This is a genomic window from Sphingobium olei, assembly GCF_042678845.1.
Classification (GTDB): Bacteria; Pseudomonadota; Alphaproteobacteria; order Sphingomonadales; family Sphingomonadaceae; genus Sphingobium; species Sphingobium olei.
Genome location: NZ_JBHTLS010000135.1, coordinates 569,862 through 589,911, shown reverse-complemented (window position 1 = coordinate 589,911; position 20,050 = coordinate 569,862). Strand labels below are relative to the sequence as shown.

Genomic DNA, 20,050 nt, shown 5'->3' with positions numbered 1-20,050 from the left:
CTTGACCAACAACGAACAGGAATGACATCTTCACCCAACGATCAGATGATCCACCTGCGCGCGATCAGATCGGAACGCTGCGCGGCATCAGATCGGAATAGATGCGCGCGATCGTCGGAATCCGCACATTGTCCTTAAGCCGGCCGAAGTAACGCCGATGACGGCTATGTATCTTGGTCGCCTGATTCTCGAGGCGGGTATCCCCAAGGGTGTCGTCAACATTGTGCCGGGCTATGGCGCCGCCGCAGGCAAGGCTCTGGTCGAGCATCCCGATGTCCATCTTGTCAGCTTCACAGGGTCCACGGCGGTCGGCCGGGAAATAGGGGCAAGCGCCTCGCGCAACCTCAAGCATGTCAGCCTTGAACTGGGGGGCAAGAGCCCTATCGTCCTTTTTGATGATTGCGACCTGGAGCCGGCCATCGATGCGGCGCTGAGCGGCATCTTCCTCAACACCGGTCAGGTCTGCAGCGCTGCAAGCCGTCTTCTCGTGCAGGACGGCATCTATGACAAGGTTGTTGCCGGTCTCTCCGAGCGCGCGCGCAAGATGAAGGTCGGACGTGCGTTCGAAGCGGGCACGGAGATGGGACCGGTCGTTTCGCGCAAACAGTATGACACGGTAAGCAGCTTCCTTGAACTGGGGCGAAAGGATGGTGAGATAACCGCAGGAGGGGTCGCCCATGATCCTTCTGGCGGTTATCTCATCGAACCCACGATCGTCGCCGGACTGAATGGGGATTCCCGCCTCGTGCAGGAAGAAATTTTTGGCCCCGTCTTGGCCGTTGAACGCTTTTCCGATTTCGAGGACGGCCTGCGCAAGGCGAATGCAGGGCGATATGGCCTGGCCGCCTCGGTGTGGACCAACAACGGTTCGACCGCTCAGCGCTTCGTCCACGGCATCGCTTCGGGGACCGTGTGGGTAAACTGCTATCATATGTACGATATTGCCGTGCCGTGGGGTGGCGTGAAGGATTCTGGCATCGGACGCGAACGGAGCTTCGATGGCATCGCCAACCTTCTCTCCAAGAAGACCGTCTGGTCGGCCATTCGCTGAAGTGGAATGAAATGATGTCTCAATCCAACGGAAATAAAACTCCTGACGTGCTCATTATTGGAGCCGGGCCGAGCGGTGCGGTTGCCGCCAAGCGTCTCGCGGAGGAAGGCTTCTCGGTCATGTGCCTCGAACAGGGCACCTATCCCGATTACACCGTCATCAAAAGCATGGAGCCCGAGTTCGAACTGACGAAGGATGCCCATTACGGTTGGTACCCTAACCGGCGCAAGGCACCCTCCGACTATCCGATCAACGATGAAGAATCGGATGTCGCGCCGCTGATGTGGAACGGCGTCGGTGGAAGCTCGATGCTCTACGCCGCTGCGTGGCACCGCCTCAAGCCTAGCGACTTTCGGGTTCGGACAGTCGACGGCATAGCGGATGACTGGCCTTTCAGTTATGAGGATCTGGCTCCCTATTATGATCGAACGGATGTGGATTTCTCCGTTTCGGGTGTTGCTGGCGATACTTGTTCTCCACATTTCGAGGTGCCCCTTCCCCCCTTCCCGCTGGGCGATATGGAGCGCCGATTTGCGGCTGCTCACGACCGGCTTGGCTGGCACTGGTGGCCCGGGACCAACGCGATTGCGACCGTCAAGAACGGTGTTCTTGAGCCTTGTGTCCGACGCGGATCATGCCTCTGGGGATGCTTCGACGGCGCGAAGGCGTCCGTCGACCGCACCCATTGGCCGATCAACCGGAAGCTTGGCGTCGAGCTTGTGCAAAACGCACGGGTGTTGCGGATCGAAACGGATCGACAGGGGCTTGCGACCGGTGTCACCTATGTCGACAGGACGACGGGTGAAACAAAGTTTCAGTCGGCCAGCGCCGTAGTGCTCGCGGCTAACGGGATCGGTACGCCACGGATTCTGCTCAACTCTGGAAGAAGCGGTGCGGCCGAGGGTCTCGCCAATTCGTCCGGGCTCGTGGGCAAGCGCCTCATGATGCACCCCTATGGCACCGTGGTCGGGCTGTTCGATGAATTTTTCGAAGGGTGGCAGGGTCCTTACGGACAACGCGCCTACTCGCTTGAGTTCAGCGAAACCCGCCCTGACGTTGGCTTCCTGCGCGGTGCAAAGTGGCAGCTCATGGGCACCGGCGGTCCGCTCAACACGACAGGGTCATTCCCGTGGGGCGGCGCAGGCAACTGGGGCAAGGACTTCCACAAGGAAGTCCGTCGTCGTTTTGGCCATTCAGCCTATTGGGCCATCATTGCGGAGGATCTTCCCGATGAGGCCAACATGGTGACGCTTGACCCGGATCTGAAGGACAGCGATGGCATGCCAGCGCCCAAGCTCATCTATCGAGCATCGGAAAATACCCGACGTCTGCTCGATTACAATCAGCAGAAGGCGATGGAGTCCATGCGCGAAGCGGGCGCTTACGAGACTATCGTTGCGCCGATCGTCCGTGAAACAGGCTGGCACCTCTTGGGTACGACGGTGATGGGTAACGACCCCGAGCGCTCGGTCGTGGATGGTTTTGGCCGTTCACACGACGTCCCGAACCTGTTCGTCTTCGATGGCAGCGTGATGCCAACCTCCGGTTCGGTCAATCCGACCGGCACCGTCGCAGCCATGGCACTTCGGAGCGCTGAAGCCCTGATCGCTAACGCACGCGATCAGAAGGTCAGCCTGTCGGCCGCTTGAAATAGGACATACGAACAATGACAAACCTTCTGGAAACGGTTCTCCCACAACTATATTGGGTGGCGGACGCGCTCATTCCGCAAGACGAGGAACTGGGGATGCCGTCCGCCAGTCAGGCGGGTGTCATCGACATTCTTCTGCCTCGGGCACTCAAGGCGCGGCCTGATCTTGCGGAGCCGTTTATCGCCGCGCTCGCGAAGTTGCCGGAAAACCCGGAAAACCCGGATGTCGCCGCTGTCCGAAACCTGGACGAGGCGGACTTTGATCTGGTGAGCCACATCATCGCGGGCAGCTACTTTCTCAATGAGGAGGTCAACAAGACGCTCAAATATCCAGGTCAGGAATCTCTGCCCTACGATCCCGACTATGACGAAATCATGGAGGTCGTCGGCCGGGTCATTGACCGTGGCCCGATCTATGTGACGCCAGCTGCATAACGGGTCGGCTGCAAAAAGGGGCGGTGAGGCCACATCCGTAGAGGACGTGGCCCACCGGAAAGGAGTGAACGTCCGATCGCACCGTTTCCGAAGACACTTTAAAAGTGCCGGCCAACGCTAACAATCTTGGCCATACAATTAGGGGAGGAATATATGAAGCTGCTACTTTGTGGCGCGGCTGCGGCTGCGTGCGCGCTTTCGACTTCCGCGATGGCGCAGGAATTTTCGCCAGACAATTACCTATTGGGTGATCTTGGAGGTGTGCGAACGAAGCTGCACGATAATGGCGTGGATTTCACGCTCGCGTACACGAATGAATTCGCAACGAATGTCCGTGGCGGTGCCCGAAAAGAAGCCACGATCGCTGATCAGATACTGCTGGGCGCAGATCTTGACTTAGAGAAAATCGCGAACATCAAGGGAATGAGCTTCCATTCGATCGTAGTTAACCGCGGAGGGGATAGTCTGAACCAGGAAGCCGAACTAGGAACCTTCCTCAATCCGCAGGAAATCTTCGGCTACGGGAAGAGATTCCGTATCGTGCAATTTTATCTGCAACAGAAGCTTCTCAATGACAGGGTGACGGTCAAGCTGGGCAAGCTGCCCATGACGGTCGACGTCTTTCCATTCTCCTGCAAATTCCAGAATCTCAGCTTCTGTGCCTCGGTGCCCGCCTGGATCACGCCAAACTGGTTCGGCTGGTCCGCCAGCCAGTGGGCGGGGGTCGTAAACGCGAAGGTCGGCAAGGAATTTGAGGTCGTTGCCGCTCTCTATCAGGTCAATCCGAACTTTGCGCTGACCAGATATTCGATGAGCCTGGGAAGCCCCGGACGAACTACAGGCTATAATGCCGTGGGTGAAGTCGCCTGGAAACCCTCCTTCAGCGGAAGGCCGGGAGCCTACCGTGTTGGCGTCTGGCATAATACTGGAGACTTCCTGAGCCTTTACCGCAATTCGGAAGGTGAACCTCTTGGGCTGGCAGCGGGAACGCCGCGCAAGATCGGGAGCGCTGATGGTTACTACCTTATGGCTGAGCAGACCATCATCCAGAGCCCAAGCGATCCCAATCGGGGCGTGTCAGTGTTCGCAAATTTCATTCGGTCTGACCCGCGCGTGACGAATATCGACAGCCTCTTGGAAGGCGGTTTCTTCTGGAAAGGTCCCTTTGCGTCCCGCCCTGCTGATGAAATTGGCTTTGGCATTGGCCGACTGAAGACCAATTCGCGAACCGTCCGCCGGATTGAAGAGCAGAACAGCTTACTTCCGGCCGACGCGCCCAGAGCCGACGTGCCGCATATCGAATATCCGATGGAGCTGTTCTACAGCGCAGCAATCACGCCGGCGATAACCGTCCGACCGAACATTCAGTATACGATCAATCCCGGCGGATTATCGAGCAAGCGTGACGTGATGGTTTTTGGTCTGAAATCCAGCGTGAATTTCTGATCCTCATTGTTTGAGAGCCATCAGGCTGGCGTCGGCTCGATAAGGTTCACCGAGGTGAATAGCCCTAGATTTCTGGATGCCTTGGGTTCCAATATTGAGGACAGGACGCGATGATCAGGAAGCTCGATGTCAGTGATGAGTTCAAGTGCGACGCGGTGGCGCAAGTTACGGAGCGGGGTTATCGCGTAGCGGAGGTTTCCGAGCTGCCCGGCGTCAGTCAGGACTCGCCGTATATGTGAAAGCGGCAATTCGGAAACGGACGGCGTGGGGCGACGCTGCCAATGATACCGAGATACCGCAATTGAAGCGCAATCTGGCCCGGATGACGGGGAACGCGACATCCTAAGAAAGCCACCGCGCATTCGCCAGAGATGCAAAGTGAGGTACGCCTTTGTTACCGAGCATTCTAACTCCGTGCCTTCGAGACCGGTTCGGGGTTGAAGGCTGGTCTTGGTCGTTGAATCACCTATTGCGACACCCAGCGTCCGCACTCTGGGTGCGCCATTTACCGGCTTTCGAACGACAGCAGCCAGGCCTTGGTCTCCATGCCTCCGGCAAAGCCCGTCAGTCCGCCCGCCTTGCCTATCACCCGGTGACAGGGCACGATGATGGATAGCGGATTGCGTCCGTTCGCCGCGCCCACCGCCCTGCTCGCGGACGGACGGCCGATCTGCGCTGCGATCGCGCCATAGCTGCGCGTTTCGCCAAAGGGGATGGACGCGAGCGCTGTCCACACATCCCGCTGGAACGGCGTGCCCTGAGGATCGAGCGGAAGGTCGAAGCTGCGCCGGACGCCGGAGAAATATTCCCCGAGTTGCTGCGCCGCCGCCGTGAGCACCGGATGTTCCAGTCCCGCCTGCCGCGCCGGCAGACGAACGCGCGCGGGATCGTCGTCCGGCCACAGCAACGCGACCAACGCCCCCTCACTCGCAATCAGCGTCAGTTCACCGACAGGCGACAGCAGGCCGGTTTCGTAAAGGGTCATGGCGTCTCCTCCTTTCGAGATGCCCGCCATAGCGGCACAGCCTCTGTCCCGCTTCCCATCGATTGCGGTCAAACCATCCTTATTTCAGGCCGCCGCCCATCGCCCGGTACAGCTCGACCATATTGGTCGCTCGCGTCAGCCGCGTCGCCAGCAAGCTTTGCTCGGCCGTGTAGAGCGCACGCTGCGAATCCAGTGTCGAGAGGAAACTGTCCACGCCGGCCCGGAAGCGGGCTTCCGAGAGCGTGTAGGCGACCCGCGAGGCGTCGCGCAACGAGGTCTGCGCCTCGATCTGCTGGGTCATCGTGCCCCGTCGCGCGAGCGCGTCGGCGACCTCCCGGAAACCCGTCTGCACGCTCTTCTCATAGGTCGCGACCATCGCGTCATAGGTGGCGCGGGCATATTGAAGATTGCCCTTGCGCCGCCCGAAGTCGAAGATCGGCAGACCAGCGGAGGGCGCGACCGACCAGAAATCGCTGCCGCCGCCGAACAGATTGGACAGGCCCTGGCTCACCGTGCCCAACGCCGCCGTCAGCGATATGGTCGGGAAGAAAGCCGCGCGCGCCGCGCCGATGTTGGCGTTCGCCCCGCGCAGCTGATGCTCCGCCGCTGCAATATCGGGCCGGCGCAACAGCACGTCCGACGAGACATTGGCCGGCAGATTTTCCAGCGTCGCGCTGCCCTGCGGCATCGCATCGGGCAGGTCGCCCGCCGGCACGATCGTCCCCGCCAGCAGGTTCAGCGCATTCTGGTCCTGCGCCACCAGCGTCGTAGCTTGCGCGATGTCGGACCGCGCCCGGTCATAGCTGGTCTGCGCCTGCCGCACCTCAAGTTCCGACGCAATGCCCTTGGCGAAGCGCGCGCGGGTCAGCTCCAGCGTCTTGCCAAATGCCTGCTCCAGGTCACGCGCGATCCGCAACCGCTCCTGATCCGCCGCCATGGTGAGCCAGGCGTTGGCGGTCTCGGCAATCAGCGCGATCTGTGCGGCGTTACGATTCTCCACGGCCGTGAAATATTGCTCCTGCGCCGCCTTGCTCAGGTTCCGCACCCGCCCGAACAGGTCGATCTCCCAAGCCGAGACGCCGACCTGCGCCTGGTACACGTCATTGTTCAGCCGCTGCGACTGGCCGAACTGCACCAGCGGCTGTTCGCTATAGGTGGCGGTGCCGGTCGCGCCAACCGTGGGCAGCAGGTCGGCGCGCTGCACCCGATATTGCGCGCGCGCCTGCTCGATATTGGCGACCGCCAGGCGCAGGTCGCGATTGTTGGCAAGCGCGGTTTCGATAACGCGCGCGAGGCGTGCGTCAGTGAAAAAGTCTCGCCAAGCCGTGTCAGCCGGGACGATCGTACCACCTGCATCGGCGGCATAGGCCGGCCCCTCGGGCGACGCCACCGGCACCGGATTTGCCGGCCGAACATATTTGGGCGCCAGATCACAACCGGCAAGCGCCAGCGACAAAGTGAGCGCGCCCAGCGCATGGATGCTGCGCGTCATGATCTTCAAGCCTCCTGCGGCGCGCCGGGGGTCGCCCGGTCGCCTGCCGCTTCATGATCCTTATGTTCCCGGAACAGCCTCTTCACGACGGTGAAGAAGACCGGCACGAAGAAGATGGCGAGTACCGTCGCCGACAGCATCCCCCCGACCACCGCCCAGCCGATCGCATTCTGGCCGCCCGCTCCCGCGCCGGTCGATACCGCCAGCGGCAGCACGCCGAAGATGAAGGCGAAGCTGGTCATCAGGATCGGCCGCAGCCGCAGCTTGCCCGCCTGCAGCGCCGCCTGCGCCGGGGAAAGCCCCTCGCGCATCTTCTCCTCCGCGAACTCCACGATCAGGATCGCATTCTTCGCCGAAACGCCGATGGTGGTGATCAGCCCGACCTGAAGATAGATGTCGTTGTTGAGCCCGGCCAGCGTCGCCGCGATCACCGCGCCCAGCACGCCGAGCGGCACAACCAGGATCACCGCGATCGGGACCGACCAGCTCTCATACAGTGCGGCAAGGCACAGAAAGACGATCAGCATCGAGAGCGCGTAAACGTAAGGCGCCTGCCCGCCCGATATCTTTTCCTCATAGGAAATGCCGTTCCACGCAAAGCCAATGCCGGGGGGCAATTTCGAGGCAATCTCTTCCATCACCTGCATCGCCGTGCCGGTCGAGACGCCGGGCGCCGGGCTGCCCTGGATATTCATGGACGGCACGCCATTGAAGCGCTCCAATCGCGCCGGCCCCTGGATCCACTCGGTCGTCGAAAAGGCCGACAAGGGAGCCATCGTGCCCGTGCTGCCGCGCACATGAAAGTTGCCGAAGGCATCGGGGGAAGTGCGGAAAGGCGCGTCGGCCTGCACATAAACCCGCTTCACCCGGTCGCGATCGATGAAATCGTTGACGTAGGCCCCCCCCAGGTTGGTGCTGATCGTGTCGTTGACATCGGCCTGCGCGATGCCGAGCGCGCCCGCTGCCGCCTGATCGACGTTCAGTTTCAGCTGCGGCGTGTCCTCTAGGCCGTTGGGCCGCACCTGCGCGAGCCTTTTGTCAGCCATCGCCATGCCAAGCAGCTGGTTGCGCGCGGCCAGCAGCTGCTCATGCCCCAGATTGGCCTGGTCGAGCAGCTGGAAGTCAAACCCGGATGCATTGCCCAGTTCCTGCACGGCCGGTGGGACGAAAGCGAAGGCCATGCCTGCCTTGATTTTCTGAAACGCCATATTGGCCCGTAGCGCGATCGCAGGGACGCCGTTCTTCTCCCCCTTACGCTCTTCCCATGGCTTCATCCGCACGAAAACGATGCCGACATTCTGCCCCTGCCCAACGAAACCGAAGCCCGCGACGGTGAAGATAGCCGCGACATTGTCCTTCTCTTCGGTCACATAGTGCTGCCGCATACGGACCAGTGCCCGCTCGGTTTCCTCCATCGTGCTGCCGGCGGGCAGCGACACCTGGTTGATGATGATGCCCTGATCCTCTTCGGGCAGGAAGCCGCCCGGCAGTCGCAGGAATACGAATGCCATGCCGACTACGATCAGGCCATAAACGATCATGGTCCGGCCCCAACGCCGCTCCACCGTTTGAACGCCTTGTCCGTAACGGGTCACGCCCTTGTCGAAGGTGCGGTTGAACCAGCTGAAGAAGCGCCCGAAAAACGACCCGACCGGCCCGTGCCAGCTATGGCCGTGCGACGCCGGTTTCAGGATGGTGGCGCACAAGGCTGGCGTCAGGATCAGCGCGACCAGCACCGACAGGATCATCGAAGACACGATGGTGATCGAAAACTGGCGGAAGATGACGCCCGTAGACCCGCCGAAAAAGGCCATCGGCAGGAACACCGCCGACAGAACGAGGCCGATGCCGATCAGCGCGCCGCTGATCTCGTCCATCGACTTCCTCGCCGCTTCGCGCGGGGTCAGCCCCTCGGTCTGGATAATGCGCTCGACATTTTCGACGACCACGATCGCGTCGTCGACCAACAGGCCGATCGCCAGCACCATGCCGAACAGGGTCAGCGTGTTGATGGTGAAGCCCGCAGCGCTCAGCACCGCCAGCGATCCCAGCAGCACCACCGGCACTGCGATCGTCGGGATCAGCGTCGCCCGCCAGTTCTGGAGGAAGATGAACATGACGACGAAGACAAGCAGCACCGCCTCGAACAGCGTGTGGATCACCTGCTCGACCGACAGCCGCACGAACGTCGAATTATCGACCGGGAAGTCATATTTGACCCAGGTGGGGAAATTCTTCGACAGCTGGTCCACCCGTTCCTTGACCGAGGTAACGGTATCGAGCGCATTGGCGCCCGGGGCCAGCCGGATGCCGAAACCGGCCGCCGGATGCCCGTTGAACTTCGCGCCAAAGCCATAATTCTCCGCCCCCAATTCGACCCGTGCCACGTCGGACAGCAGCACCACCGAGCCGTCGGGATTGCTGCGCAGGCGGATGTTGCGGAACTCTTCCGGCGTGCGCAGCCGCGACTGCGCCGTGACCGTCGCATTCAGCGCCTGCCCGGCCGGAGCGGGGGTGCCGCCGATCTGTCCGGCGGACACCTGCGCATTCTGCGCTCGTATCGCATTCTTTACGTCACTGGTCGTGACCTGGAGCGTCGCCATCTTGAAGGGGTCGAGCCAGATGCGCATGGCATATTGCGATCCGAACAGCACCGTGTCGCCCACGCCGGTGACGCGGCTGATCGGATCCTGCAGCGAGGATGCGACGAAGTCCGCCGTGTCCTGGCCATCGTGGATACCGTCATCGGCATAGACCGCCAGCACCATAAGGAAACTCGCCGCCGACTTGCTGACACGCAGTCCTTGCTGCTGCACTTCCTGCGGCAACAGCGGCGTCGCCTGCGCCAGCTTGTTCTGTACCTGCACCTGCGCGATGTCGGGGTCGGTCCCCTGCTCGAAGGTCAGGGTGATGTTGAGATTGCCCGACCCGTCGCTGGTGGACGAAAAATAACGCAGATTGTCGATGCCTTTGAGCTGCTGCTCGATGATCTGGGTCGTCGTGCTAGCCAGCGTCTGCGCATTCGCGCCAGGATAGGTGGTCTGGATCGTCACCGCAGGCGGCGCGATCTCCGGGAACTGTGCCACCGGCAGCGATCGGATCGCGAGCAGTCCGGCCAGCATGATGACGATGGCGATGACCCATGCGAAGATGGGCCGGTCGATGAAGTACCGGGCCATGGCTTACTGCGCCCCGCCAGCCGCGCCATTCTGCCCGGCTGTCACCTGCTGCGGCGCGCCAGGTTTGACGAGAGTGCCGGGACGCAGGTTGAGGAGTCCCTCGACGATCAACCGGTCGCCGGCCTTCAGCCCCTTGGTCACGATCCACTTGTCTCCGACGGCACGGTCCACCTCGACCTGCCGCATCTCGGCCTTGTTTTCCCCGCCCACGACCAGCGCCGTGGCGCGACCGCGCGCGTCACGGCTGATTCCCTGTTGCGGGGCGAGAATGGCGTTGGCCCGCTGCCCTTCGACCAGACGGGCACGCACATACATGCCGGGCAGCAGCAGCCCGTCCGGATTGGGGAAGGTCGCGCGCAGCGTCACCGCGCCGGACGTGGGATCGACCGTCACTTCGGCGAATTGCAGCCGTCCCTCGATCGGATAGGTGCTGCCATTGGGCAGCAGCAGTTGAATGCGCGCGCCGCCCGCGTCGCTTACCCCACCAGCCTTCATCGCCTGTCGCAAGTCTATGAGCTGCGCTGCTGACTGAGTGATATCGACATAGACGGTGTCGGTGCGCTGAATGGTCGCGAGCGCATCGGCCTGACCCGACTGCACCAGCGCGCCGGGCGTGAACAGCGAGCGACCTATGCGCCCCGAAATAGGCGCGCGAATGCGGGTGAAATTCTGGTTCACCTGCGCCGCCTGCACCGCGCCGCGCTGGGCCGCGACGTTGGCGCGGGCCTGCTGGGCGGCCGCTTCCGCATTGTCGAACTCCTGGCGACTGACGGCATTGATGCCCACCAGTTCACGGTAACGCTGAGCCTGGAGAGCGGTGGAGCGGATCGCAGCCTGGGCGTTCGCCAGCGATCCCTGCGCCTGGGCCAGCGCAGCGCGGTAGGGCGAATCCTCGATTTCGTACAGCAGCTGTCCGGCGCGGACATAGCCGCCTTCCTGAAACAGGCGGCGACGGATTACACCACTGATCTGCGGCCGGACTTCGGCGGTTTCTACCGCGGCGACGCGGCCCGGCAATTCATTCACCAGCGGCGCGGATTCGGTCTTTAGCGTTACCACGCCGACGGACGGCGGCGGGGGCGCGGGCGGTTGCTCCTTGCCGCATGCGCTCAGCGTCAGCGCAGACGCGCACGCCATCAGGCCGATGATTGACCCCTTTTGCATCACCAGAGTTCCGTTTTTTGATAGGCTTATATTAGCGGAATGAACGTTCATTCCGCTTGCCGGACAAGTAGGATCGTGGCAGGGCAAATTCAAGGTCAAGGTCACGGATTATGGTGGTTGCACCGCAGCATGAGAAAAACGGCCGGACCGCCGTGCTTGCCGCCGCGCGCGACCTGTTCGACAGCCACGGCTTCCATCAAACATCGATGGCGGAACTGGCTGCGTCGGCCCATGTATCGGTGGGCCAGATGTATCGCCTGTTCAAAGGCAAGGAAGATATTATCGAAGCGTTGGTCATCGATAACGCCGACCAATGGTGCGCGGAGATGAACGCGCTCCGCCGTCAACTAGACGGCGGCGAACTGAGCATCGATCAAACGTTTGAGGCTCTTTTGCGCCACACGGTGGACAGCGAGGACGAAGCCTTAGCCTTTGATATATTGGCGGAAGGTTTTCGCAACCAAGCCGTATCGAAGACGATCGGCGATATGTGCGCCCGCTTCCGCAACATCATCCGCTACTTCGCATCCGCCGCTAACCCGCGATTGACAGGGCAGGATCTGGATGCTGCGGAAGAGGTCGTGCTGGCATGCCTGTTCGGCCTCGGCCATCGCAGTCTGTCCCGGCCAAGGCTCGACGCGGCATGCACGGCAGCCCGTTCCGCCGAGATGATCCTGGCCGCACTGCGATCGCTGGCGCCCGCCCCCGACCCTAGGTCATCTTAGTCTTTTTTTGACCATCGCGCCTTTGCCACCGTTCGTCCCATCTGGCGACATTCCATGTTGCACTGCCGAAACCTTCCCGCCCTAATCACCTTCATATCCGAAATGAGCGGGAGGCAAGCATGACGATTACCAATCGTTTCGATCGCGCCTATTTCCTGGAACGGATCGAGACAAACCGGCAACTGGCGGAAAAGTCGCACAACCCGATCATTCGAGATCTCCATCTCGAATATATCCGGCTGTACGAGCATCTTTTGGAAGCGGAAGTTCCTGCCTGAAACCAGAGGCTTCAGCGGGGTGACACGCCTTCGGGCAATACCACGGCCGACCAGCTTTTACGGGGCACGAGATATTTGGCCGCGAGGCCCTGAAGCTGTGCCGGCGTAACAGACAGCAGGTCTTCCGACATGCTCTTCATGGCACCGACATAGCGAGGATCCTGAGTCGCGCCTTCCATCTGGTTCATCCAGAAGGCGTTGCCAGTGCTGGCGCGCATCAACAATTGACGCATGGGCGCAACCGCCCGCTGCAATTCATCGTCGCTGACCGGCGTTTTCGCCAGATCGTCCGCCGTCTTTTTCACGACATCGTAGAAATAGGCGATGCGATCGGGCCGTACTTGGCTGGTCACCAGAATATAGCCGCCGCTTTCGTAAGAAAATGGCCAGTTGTTCTGGACGCTAGGGGAATAGGCTGCCCCTTCCGTCGAACGCAGCTTGTCGAAAAGCCTGTCGTTGAAAATCTGCGTCAGTATCTCCAACTGGCGCGCTTCTTTCTGCAGGGCAAAGCCGCCGGCGGTAGGCCAGGCCATAACGGCAGCGGCCTGATCCTTATCGCCATTGTGACGCAGTAGGACGGGCGCTTCGACATGGGCCGGAAACCGCATCGCGCGATTGGCCGCCGGAACGGGCTTGTTAGCCCTTGCAGGCAGCGCACCGAAGGTGGAGCCCACCGCCTGGATCGCCTCGTCGGGCTTCACTTGCCCGAAAATCTGGATCTCGATTGGCCCGGACGCCAAGAGGGGCTCCCATGCCGCACGGAAGCTTTGCGGCGTCAGAGCCGAAATCTCCTCCCGCGAGGGCGTGCGGAAGCGGACATCCTTGTCATGCAGCAACCAGTTGAGATCGCGGCCAAGAACCGCATCGGGCGATCGCGTCATCGCGTCATAGGCGACTAGAGCCCCGGTTTTCACGCGAGCGATGGGCGCAGGATCCCATCCAGGGAAACCGAGCTTGGCGGCGAAGAGGCGCAACTGGTCCTTATAGTCGGCGGGACGGGTGAGCGCCTGCAGTTCGAACGCATCGTCATCGATGTTGAAATCCATCCCCATCCGTCGACCGTTGGTCAGTTCATCAAGCTCGCCCTGCCCCAGCGATCCGATGCCGCTTGCCACCAGCGCATAGCCGCCGGCCCAGCCGGGCGCTGGCCGCGTCGGCGAAAAGGCCTGCTGGCCATGGCCGAAGCGGACGTTGATCCGCACCTTTTCGGTTTCGACATCATTGGCGAACAGCGTGAGCTTCACGCCATTGGAGAAGGTGATGCTTTCCATGCCCGGCAAGCCGGTGGGCGTGCGCGAGATGACGGTGCCGGGCGCGCCGAACTTGGGCAGATCATCCATGGTGACGGCCTTGTCCGCCAATCGGACGTCGGTTGCCGCCTTCACCGGGGCAGCCACGGCAGCGGCGAGCTTCGCGTCCAGCCCGGCCTGCGGCGTTCCGGTCACCAGAAGCGCGCGAAACACCCCGGCCGTGAAGAGGCGACGGGTCGAATCGAGGATCTTCTGCGGCGTCATGGCCGGCTTGCCAGCCCGGAAAATCTCGACCGCCGCCTGCGGACTGACCGTCGTTTCGCGGATGTCGACGGCGCTGACCAGATCGCTCGCCTGCTTCGATCCGGGTTCCGTGTCGGCATTTTCCACCTGGATCGCGAGCGCCGTATCCATCTGTGCATATTCGCGATCGATCTCGGCCTGGCTGGGGGCAGCGGCCTTGGCATCCTCGATGATGGCGCGAACGTCGCCCAGCGCCTTCGCCCAATTGTCGCCGGTGGGCATGATGGTCATGAACGTGCCGTCGGCGGATCGACTGACATCCTGCTGGTCGACACTTGCTTGCAGGAAGCTGCCGCCCGCGCGGGCCGCCCGCTCCAGCCGGCGACTGACGATCTGGAGCGCCAGCATGTCGGTGAGCTTGTCCTGATTGTAGACGATCGTGTCGGCATGCGGCTTCCACGGACGCAGCCAGGCCAGGGTGAGGCCGAGGGGAGCGCCCGGCTCGACGATCACGCGGGTCGCCGGCTGCTTGCCGTCGGGCACCCCGAAATCGGGCGCCGTGCCGCCCTGCCCCACAGCTTTCCAGGCGCTGAAATTATCCTTCAGCAGCTGTTCTACCGCCGCAGGGTCCATGTCGCCCGACACGGCGATGACCGTATTTTCCGGGCGGTACCAACGATCATGGAAGGCCTGCACCTTGTCAGCCGTCGCCGCCGTAAGCGTTGCGACCGTGCCGATCGGCGCGCGATCGGCCAACGGCTGGCCGGAAAAGAAGTGGAGACGGCTTCCATCGGAAATGCGCATTTGCGGGCCGTCGCTCTCGCGCCTTTCCGCCAGCACCACGGCGCGTTCCGCATTCACCGCGCTGTCCACGATGTTGGGGTCTGTCATCATGCCTGACAGGATCTTGAGACTTTCGCCCAGGCTTGCCGTCGTAGCCTGCGGCAGGTCCAGCGCATAGGTGGTGCCGGTCGGGGTCGTCTGCGCATTGCTGTCGCTGCCGAAGGTCACGCCCAGCCGTTGCCAGATGCGCTTGGACTCGCCGTCCGGCACATGGCGCGATCCCCGCATGGAAAGATGTTCGATATAGTGCGCGTAGCCCAGTTCGTCGGGCTTCTCCATCAGGGAACCGGCGTCCACCCGAAGCCGCACGGAGACCTGCCCCGGTGGCACACCATTGCGGCGGATCGCATAGCGCAATCCATTGGGTAATGTGCCGAACCGCCAGGCCGTGTCGATCGGCACGTCGCTATTTTCATAAAGCCAGGGCCGGACCTGCCCCTGCGTCGCGCCCTGTGTGGCGCCGGGCGCCGAGGCAGGTTGCGCGGCGAGCGGCGAACCTGTGAGCAGCAGGGCTAGGACGGAGAGCGAAGCGGCCGGACGGCGAAAAAAAGAGCGCATAGGCAATCAGCCTAGCGCGCTTTTTCTGAATGGCCACTGACAATAAACGGGCATCCCACAAGCCGAATGGCTGGGGCGGTGTGACACCGCCCCAGCCGGACGACCTGTCCGATCAGCGCGGCGCGCCCGTGCGCTGCACGGCGCCCTTGTGCGCACCGACACCACCGCGACGGCGACGGCGGCCCGGCTTCTTAGCTGCGTCGCCTTCGCCGCGATGCGCCTTGTCGGGCGCGCCGCGCTGGGCCTTCTGTCCGTCCTGATAGCGGCGCTGTCCCTCGGCGCGCTTGGCCTGCTGCGCCGGAGTCTGGCTCGGCCCCTTGCGGGGCGCGGCCGGCTTGGGAAGGTTGCGCACCGCTTCCACGAAATTCTCGGGCAGCGGCGCAATGTCGAGCTTCACCCGCGTCGCCTTCTCGATGGCCTTGAGATAGGGCCGTTCGTCGTCCGCCACGAAGCTGATCGCGACGCCCTCGGCCCCGGCGCGCGCGGTGCGGCCGATCCGGTGGACATATTGCTCCGGCACGTTGGGAATTTCGAAGTTGATGACGTGGGAAACGCCCGACACATCGATGCCGCGCGCGGCGATGTCGGTCGCGACCAGCAGCTTGCAGTGCCCGTGCCGGAATGCCTGAAGCGCCGTGGTACGCTGCGCCTGGCTCTTGTTACCGTGGATGGCGAAGGCCTGGATGCCTGCGCCCTCCAGAAAACGCACGACCCGGTCCGCGCCATGCTTGGTGCGGGTGAAGATCAGCGCCCGGTCGATCTCCTCCGTCTTGAGGACGATATGCAGCAGGGCCTGCTTCTCCGCCTGGTTGACGAAGGTCGCCTGCTGGCGCACGCGTTCGGCCGTGGTCGATTGCGGCGCGACGCTGACCTTGACCGGATCGTTGAGGAACTGTCCAGCAAGCGCCTCGATCTCCTTGGGCATTGTCGCCGAGAAGAACAGGTTCTGGCGGTCGCGCGGCAGCAGCTTGGCGATGCGCTTCAAGGGATGGATGAAGCCCATGTCCATCATCTGGTCGGCTTCATCGAGGACGAAGATTTCCGTGTCCTTGATGGTGAAGCAGCGCTGGTCGATCAGGTCGAGCAGACGGCCGGGCGTGGCGACGACGATGTCGACACCCTGCGACAGCGCACGGATCTGCTTGTTGATCGGCACGCCGCCGAACACCGTTTCGACCGACAGCTTCAGAAAGCGGCCATAGTCACGGAAGCTCTGCGCGATCTGCGCAGCGAGTTCGCGAGTGGGCGACAGCACCAGCATCCGGCAGCCCAGGACCGGCGTGGGCTTGGGGTTGCGGGCGAAATAGTCGAGGCTGGGCAGTGCGAAGGCTGCGGTCTTGCCAGTGCCGGTCTGCGCAATGCCGCACAGGTCGCGGCCTTCGAGCAGGACAGGGATCGCCTTCTGCTGGATCGGCGTGGGGTTGGCGTATTTCTTGGCGGCAAGCGCCTTCAGGATCGGCTCGGAAAGGCCAAGATCGGTAAATTCCATTGGGATATGCTCACAAGTCGGCCGGGCGCCGACTTCGCTGCGGACGCAGCAAGGGCGCAAGGCGGGTTACGAAACGACCCGCGTGAAAAGGGAAGCCTCAAAGCTTAGCGCAGACTGTCATTGGCCGGTCCTTCTGCCCTTCGGGGGGAGAGGACGATCACGCTGCCAATCGCTGGGGGCCGGAACACGGCCATCTGCTGCGCTGCGGTGCGTATGGCGCACAAGCAAGCAAAAAGCAAGCGGCCCGGACAATGCCGGACCGCTGCCGATTTATGAAACGGTAGCCTAGGTCCGCGTCAGAGCGCGACCTCGGCATGCTTGCCCTTCATTTCGGACCGGACATCGCCCCCGAACATCATCTTGAAGACGCCCTTCAGCGACAGGTCGGCCAACCAGATTTCCGCCGTGCCAAGATCATAGCGCAGCATCAGCAGGCTGGGGTCGTTGCGGCCCTGGGGATACCAGGCTTCCACCTGCTTCGACCAGTAGCGATCGATGACCGCCGGATCGGTCTCGGGCGACAACGTCCCTTCGATACACGCGAACAGGCTGTGATCCTTCGCCGAAAATTGCGCCATCGCCGGGCCGCCGGGGGCAAGGCGATTGTCCTTCGAGGTGTAGAACCAGAAGCAATGATTGGCGGCAGGATCGAGCTGTGCCGTCATCGGCAGGCTGTGTTCGGTGCTGCTTTCCAGCCCGACCATGACGAAGGGGCTGCTCGACAATTCTTTCCAGAACCGGTCGCGGATGTCGCTCGTGTCAGTCATAACCTGTCTCCTTGCGCTTTGTTCATCCAAATCATCGGACACCCGCGAAGTTCCGCCGCTTGATCTTGCGCGCGTCTATCGCCACATGGACGCCATGCTGATCGAGACCGAACTGACGCCCAACCCGGCGACCATCAAATTCCTGCCCGGCCGTGAGGTCATGGGCGCGGGAACGCGCGACTTCGCCTCTCCGGAAGATGCGGAGGCTTCGCCGCTTGCTGACGCCCTGTTCAGCCTTGGCGATGTCACCGGCGTGTTCTTCGGCAGCGATTTCGTGTCGGTGACCATTGCGCCCGGCGCGGAATGGTCGGATGTGAAGCCCGATGTGCTGGCCACGCTGCTCGATCATTTTTCCGCCAATATGCCGCTTTTCGCGCCTGGATCGGCGGCGGGGATCATGGTGCCGGAGGATGACGCCAGTTTTGCGGACAATCCCGAAGATGCCGAGATTGTCGAGCAGATCCGCGATCTTATCGACACGCGCGTTCGCCCCGCGGTCGCCAACGACGGTGGCGACATAATCTATCGCGGCTTCGACAAGGGCACTGTTTATCTGAAAATGCAGGGCGCTTGTTCAGGCTGCCCATCCTCTTCCGCCACGCTGAAGAACGGGATCGAACAGTTGCTCAAACATTATGTCCCGGAAGTGACCGAGGTGCGCGCCGTCTGACACAGGTTCGGATCGACGCTGGAGCATTTGGCAAATCGCAGCGGATCGATTAACCGGCAGGACAGTCCGCAGGTGGCGGGCGGTTGACGGGGAATTTGCTTGCGCCTTCTGGTGATCGACACTGCCACTCAGGCCTTGTCCGTTGCACTGCTGGAAAATGACGTCCCGATCGGACGCTTTCACGAAATAGTGGGCCGCGGCCACGCCGAAGCGTTGCTGCCGGCGATCGCCGCCCTGCCCAATGGCGGACGGGCCGACGGGATCGCCGTGGATGTCGGTCCCGGTAGTTTTACGGGAGTTCGCATCGGCATCGCAGCGGCGCGCGCGCTGGCGCTTGCATGGGGGGTGCCCGTTCATGGGTACAGCACCCCTGCCCTCATCGCAGCCCTGGCCGCTTGCCAGAATGCGGCGGGAGAACATATTGCCGTAACTATAACCGGCGGACATGGCGAATTGTTCTGGCAATCGTTCGACCCGACAGGCCGCGTCGCGGAAAACCCGGTCACATCGACTCCAATCGCCCAGCTGGCGGAGCAACTGGACGCACCTGTCTATTACGGCACAGGGGCCGAAGCGCTGGTCACGGCGAGGGGCGCGGGTATCGCAGTCAGCCTCTATCCTGACGCGGCAGCCTATCCGTTGATCACCGACCAGCCCCTTCTGCCGCCCAGCCCGATCTACGGCCGGGGCGCTGATGCAATGACGATGGCGGAGCGCGCCGCATCATGATGCCGGGCCTGTCGCTGGACACCTATGATCAGGGCGAACGCAACGCTTTGGCCGATGCGATGGAGGTCATGATCCGCGCGTTCGACCCGGCCTATGGGGAAGCCTGGACCCTATCCCAACTGTCCGGGGTGATGCTGATGCCCGGCACATGGCTGACCGTAGCCCGCCTGGACGCAGCACCGCTGGGCTTTGCGCTCGTCCGCTCGGTGCTGGACGAATGTGAACTGCTGCTTCTGGCCGTCGACCCGTCCTGGCGCGGCAAGGGGATCGGCGAAACCCTGTTGCGCGATTCCCTGCTGACCGCCCGCCGCCGGGGAATAACTTCCATGAACCTGGAGGTACGAGCAACAAATAACGCTATAAGATTATACGAGAAAAATGGCTTCGAATATGTACATCGTCGTCCGGGTTACTATCGCGGTAATGATGGTCAACTTCATGATGCGCTAAGTTTCCGGCTCGATATGCTGATTTAATGGCATAAACGCTTGCGCAAATGGGCTGAGCGAGCTAGCGGTCCAGAACCGCTCCAGATTTCATTGTCCTCGGGCGGGTCGCACTAGATACAGCCTTTGCAGGAAACAAAAATGGAAACTGAAACGGCCCAAAATGAGCTGCTCATTACTTTGACGTCGGACATCGTCGCAGCGCATGTCTCGAACAATAGCGTCGCCGTCTCGGACGTTTCGACGCTGATCCAGAATGTGCATGCCGCGCTTGCCAATCTCAGCCAGCCTGCGCCTGCCCCGGAAGTGAAGCCCGAGCCCGCCGTGTCCGTCCGCTCTTCGGTCAAGCCCGACTACATCATCTGCCTGGAAGACGGGAAGAAGCTGAAGATGCTGAAGCGCCACCTGATGACCCATTATCAGATGACGCCCGAAGACTATCGTGCCAAGTGGGGCCTGCCCGCCGACTATCCGATGGTGGCGCCCAACTATGCAGAACAGCGCCGCAGCCTGGCCAAGAAGATCGGCCTGGGCACCAAGCGTCGGCGCACCCGCGCGGCGAAGTAAGCCGCCGCACATTCGGCTGCATGAAGGAGAAGGGCGCATCGGCGATGCGCCCTTCCCTGTTTTTGCAAAAGTCGCTACCTTT

The 20,050-nt window shown here is 62.1% G+C and carries 17 protein-coding genes and 1 pseudogene; 11 read left to right on the top strand and 7 right to left on the bottom strand.

Features of this window, described 5'->3' with window-relative positions; translation table 11 throughout:
- Positions 1-91: 91 nt before the first annotated feature.
- From ACFQ24_RS22670 to ACFQ24_RS22650, 5 genes and pseudogenes are all read left to right on the top strand, one after another.
- Positions 92-1,051 carry an aldehyde dehydrogenase family protein gene (locus tag ACFQ24_RS22670; RefSeq protein WP_380915477.1) on the top strand — a complete coding sequence of 320 codons (960 nt, stop codon included), beginning with the start codon at positions 92-94 and terminating at the stop codon, positions 1,049-1,051.
- A gap of 14 nt (positions 1,052-1,065) precedes the next feature.
- The gene (locus tag ACFQ24_RS22665) at positions 1,066-2,700 is read left to right on the top strand and encodes a GMC family oxidoreductase (RefSeq protein ID WP_380915423.1); all 1,635 of its coding nucleotides are present in this window, start codon (positions 1,066-1,068) and stop codon (positions 2,698-2,700) included.
- A gap of 59 nt (positions 2,701-2,759) precedes the next feature.
- Positions 2,760-3,137: a hypothetical protein gene (locus ACFQ24_RS22660; RefSeq protein WP_380915422.1), complete on the top strand. Its 378-nt coding sequence runs from the start codon at positions 2,760-2,762 to the stop codon at positions 3,135-3,137.
- 153 nt (positions 3,138-3,290) lie between these two features.
- Positions 3,291-4,583, top strand: a complete 1,293-nt coding sequence (locus tag ACFQ24_RS22655; RefSeq protein ID WP_380915420.1) for a carbohydrate porin — start codon at positions 3,291-3,293, stop codon at positions 4,581-4,583.
- A gap of 110 nt (positions 4,584-4,693) precedes the next feature.
- Positions 4,694-4,816, top strand: a pseudogene (locus ACFQ24_RS22650) (IS3 family transposase); the annotation flags it as partial.
- A gap of 272 nt (positions 4,817-5,088) precedes the next feature.
- Here ACFQ24_RS22650 and ACFQ24_RS22645 read toward each other — a convergent pair.
- From ACFQ24_RS22645 to ACFQ24_RS22630, 4 genes are all read right to left on the bottom strand, one after another.
- Positions 5,089-5,568, bottom strand: a complete 480-nt coding sequence (locus ACFQ24_RS22645; protein WP_380915418.1) for a methylated-DNA--[protein]-cysteine S-methyltransferase — start codon at positions 5,566-5,568, stop codon at positions 5,089-5,091.
- A 79-nt stretch (positions 5,569-5,647) separates the two neighbouring features.
- Positions 5,648-7,060: an efflux transporter outer membrane subunit gene (locus tag ACFQ24_RS22640; protein WP_380915416.1), complete on the bottom strand. Its 1,413-nt coding sequence runs from the start codon at positions 7,058-7,060 to the stop codon at positions 5,648-5,650.
- A gap of 5 nt (positions 7,061-7,065) precedes the next feature.
- Complete coding sequence (locus ACFQ24_RS22635) at positions 7,066-10,239, bottom strand: efflux RND transporter permease subunit (protein ID WP_380915414.1); 3,174 nt, start codon at positions 10,237-10,239, stop codon at positions 7,066-7,068.
- Positions 10,240-10,242: 3 nt separating this feature from the next.
- Entirely contained in the window at positions 10,243-11,403 is a 1,161-nt protein-coding gene (locus ACFQ24_RS22630) for an efflux RND transporter periplasmic adaptor subunit (protein WP_380915412.1), read from the bottom strand.
- Positions 11,404-11,516: 113 nt separating this feature from the next.
- Here ACFQ24_RS22630 and ACFQ24_RS22625 point away from each other — a divergent pair, with 113 nt between their 5' ends.
- Together ACFQ24_RS22625 and ACFQ24_RS22620 are read left to right on the top strand one after the other, a co-directional pair.
- Positions 11,517-12,128, top strand: a complete 612-nt coding sequence (locus tag ACFQ24_RS22625) for a TetR/AcrR family transcriptional regulator (RefSeq protein ID WP_380915475.1) — start codon at positions 11,517-11,519, stop codon at positions 12,126-12,128.
- Between the two features lie 119 nt (positions 12,129-12,247).
- Positions 12,248-12,406, top strand: a complete 159-nt coding sequence (locus ACFQ24_RS22620; protein ID WP_380915410.1) for a hypothetical protein — start codon at positions 12,248-12,250, stop codon at positions 12,404-12,406.
- Between the two features lie 11 nt (positions 12,407-12,417).
- On the opposite strand, the gene ACFQ24_RS22615 is transcribed toward ACFQ24_RS22620, so the two are convergent.
- The 3 genes from ACFQ24_RS22615 to ACFQ24_RS22605 form a co-directional block, all read right to left on the bottom strand.
- A complete protein-coding gene (locus ACFQ24_RS22615; protein WP_380915408.1) occupies positions 12,418-15,300 on the bottom strand; it encodes a M16 family metallopeptidase in 2,883 nt (960 codons plus the stop codon).
- 112 nt (positions 15,301-15,412) lie between these two features.
- Complete coding sequence (locus ACFQ24_RS22610) at positions 15,413-16,789, bottom strand: DEAD/DEAH box helicase (protein ID WP_380915406.1); 1,377 nt, start codon at positions 16,787-16,789, stop codon at positions 15,413-15,415.
- 296 nt (positions 16,790-17,085) lie between these two features.
- Positions 17,086-17,556, bottom strand: coding sequence for a pyridoxamine 5'-phosphate oxidase family protein (locus ACFQ24_RS22605; protein WP_380915404.1), 471 nt, complete (start codon positions 17,554-17,556; stop codon positions 17,086-17,088).
- Positions 17,557-17,650: 94 nt separating this feature from the next.
- Between ACFQ24_RS22605 and ACFQ24_RS22600 the strand changes: the two genes are divergently transcribed.
- The 4 genes from ACFQ24_RS22600 (at position 17,651) to ACFQ24_RS22585 (ending at position 19,968) form a co-directional block, all read left to right on the top strand.
- Positions 17,651-18,226 carry a NifU family protein gene (locus ACFQ24_RS22600; protein ID WP_380915402.1) on the top strand — a complete coding sequence of 192 codons (576 nt, stop codon included), beginning with the start codon at positions 17,651-17,653 and terminating at the stop codon, positions 18,224-18,226.
- Positions 18,227-18,325: 99 nt separating this feature from the next.
- Positions 18,326-18,955: a tRNA (adenosine(37)-N6)-threonylcarbamoyltransferase complex dimerization subunit type 1 TsaB gene (tsaB, locus tag ACFQ24_RS22595; RefSeq protein WP_380915400.1), complete on the top strand. Its 630-nt coding sequence runs from the start codon at positions 18,326-18,328 to the stop codon at positions 18,953-18,955.
- Positions 18,952-19,431, top strand: coding sequence for a GNAT family N-acetyltransferase (locus ACFQ24_RS22590; protein WP_380915398.1), 480 nt, complete (start codon positions 18,952-18,954; stop codon positions 19,429-19,431). Before tsaB ends, ACFQ24_RS22590 begins: the two co-directional genes overlap by 4 nt.
- Before the next feature lie 111 nt (positions 19,432-19,542).
- Positions 19,543-19,968 (top strand): MucR family transcriptional regulator, encoded by a 426-nt coding sequence (locus ACFQ24_RS22585; protein WP_066765869.1) that lies wholly within the window; start codon positions 19,543-19,545, stop codon positions 19,966-19,968.
- Positions 19,969-20,050: the final 82 nt, after the last annotated feature.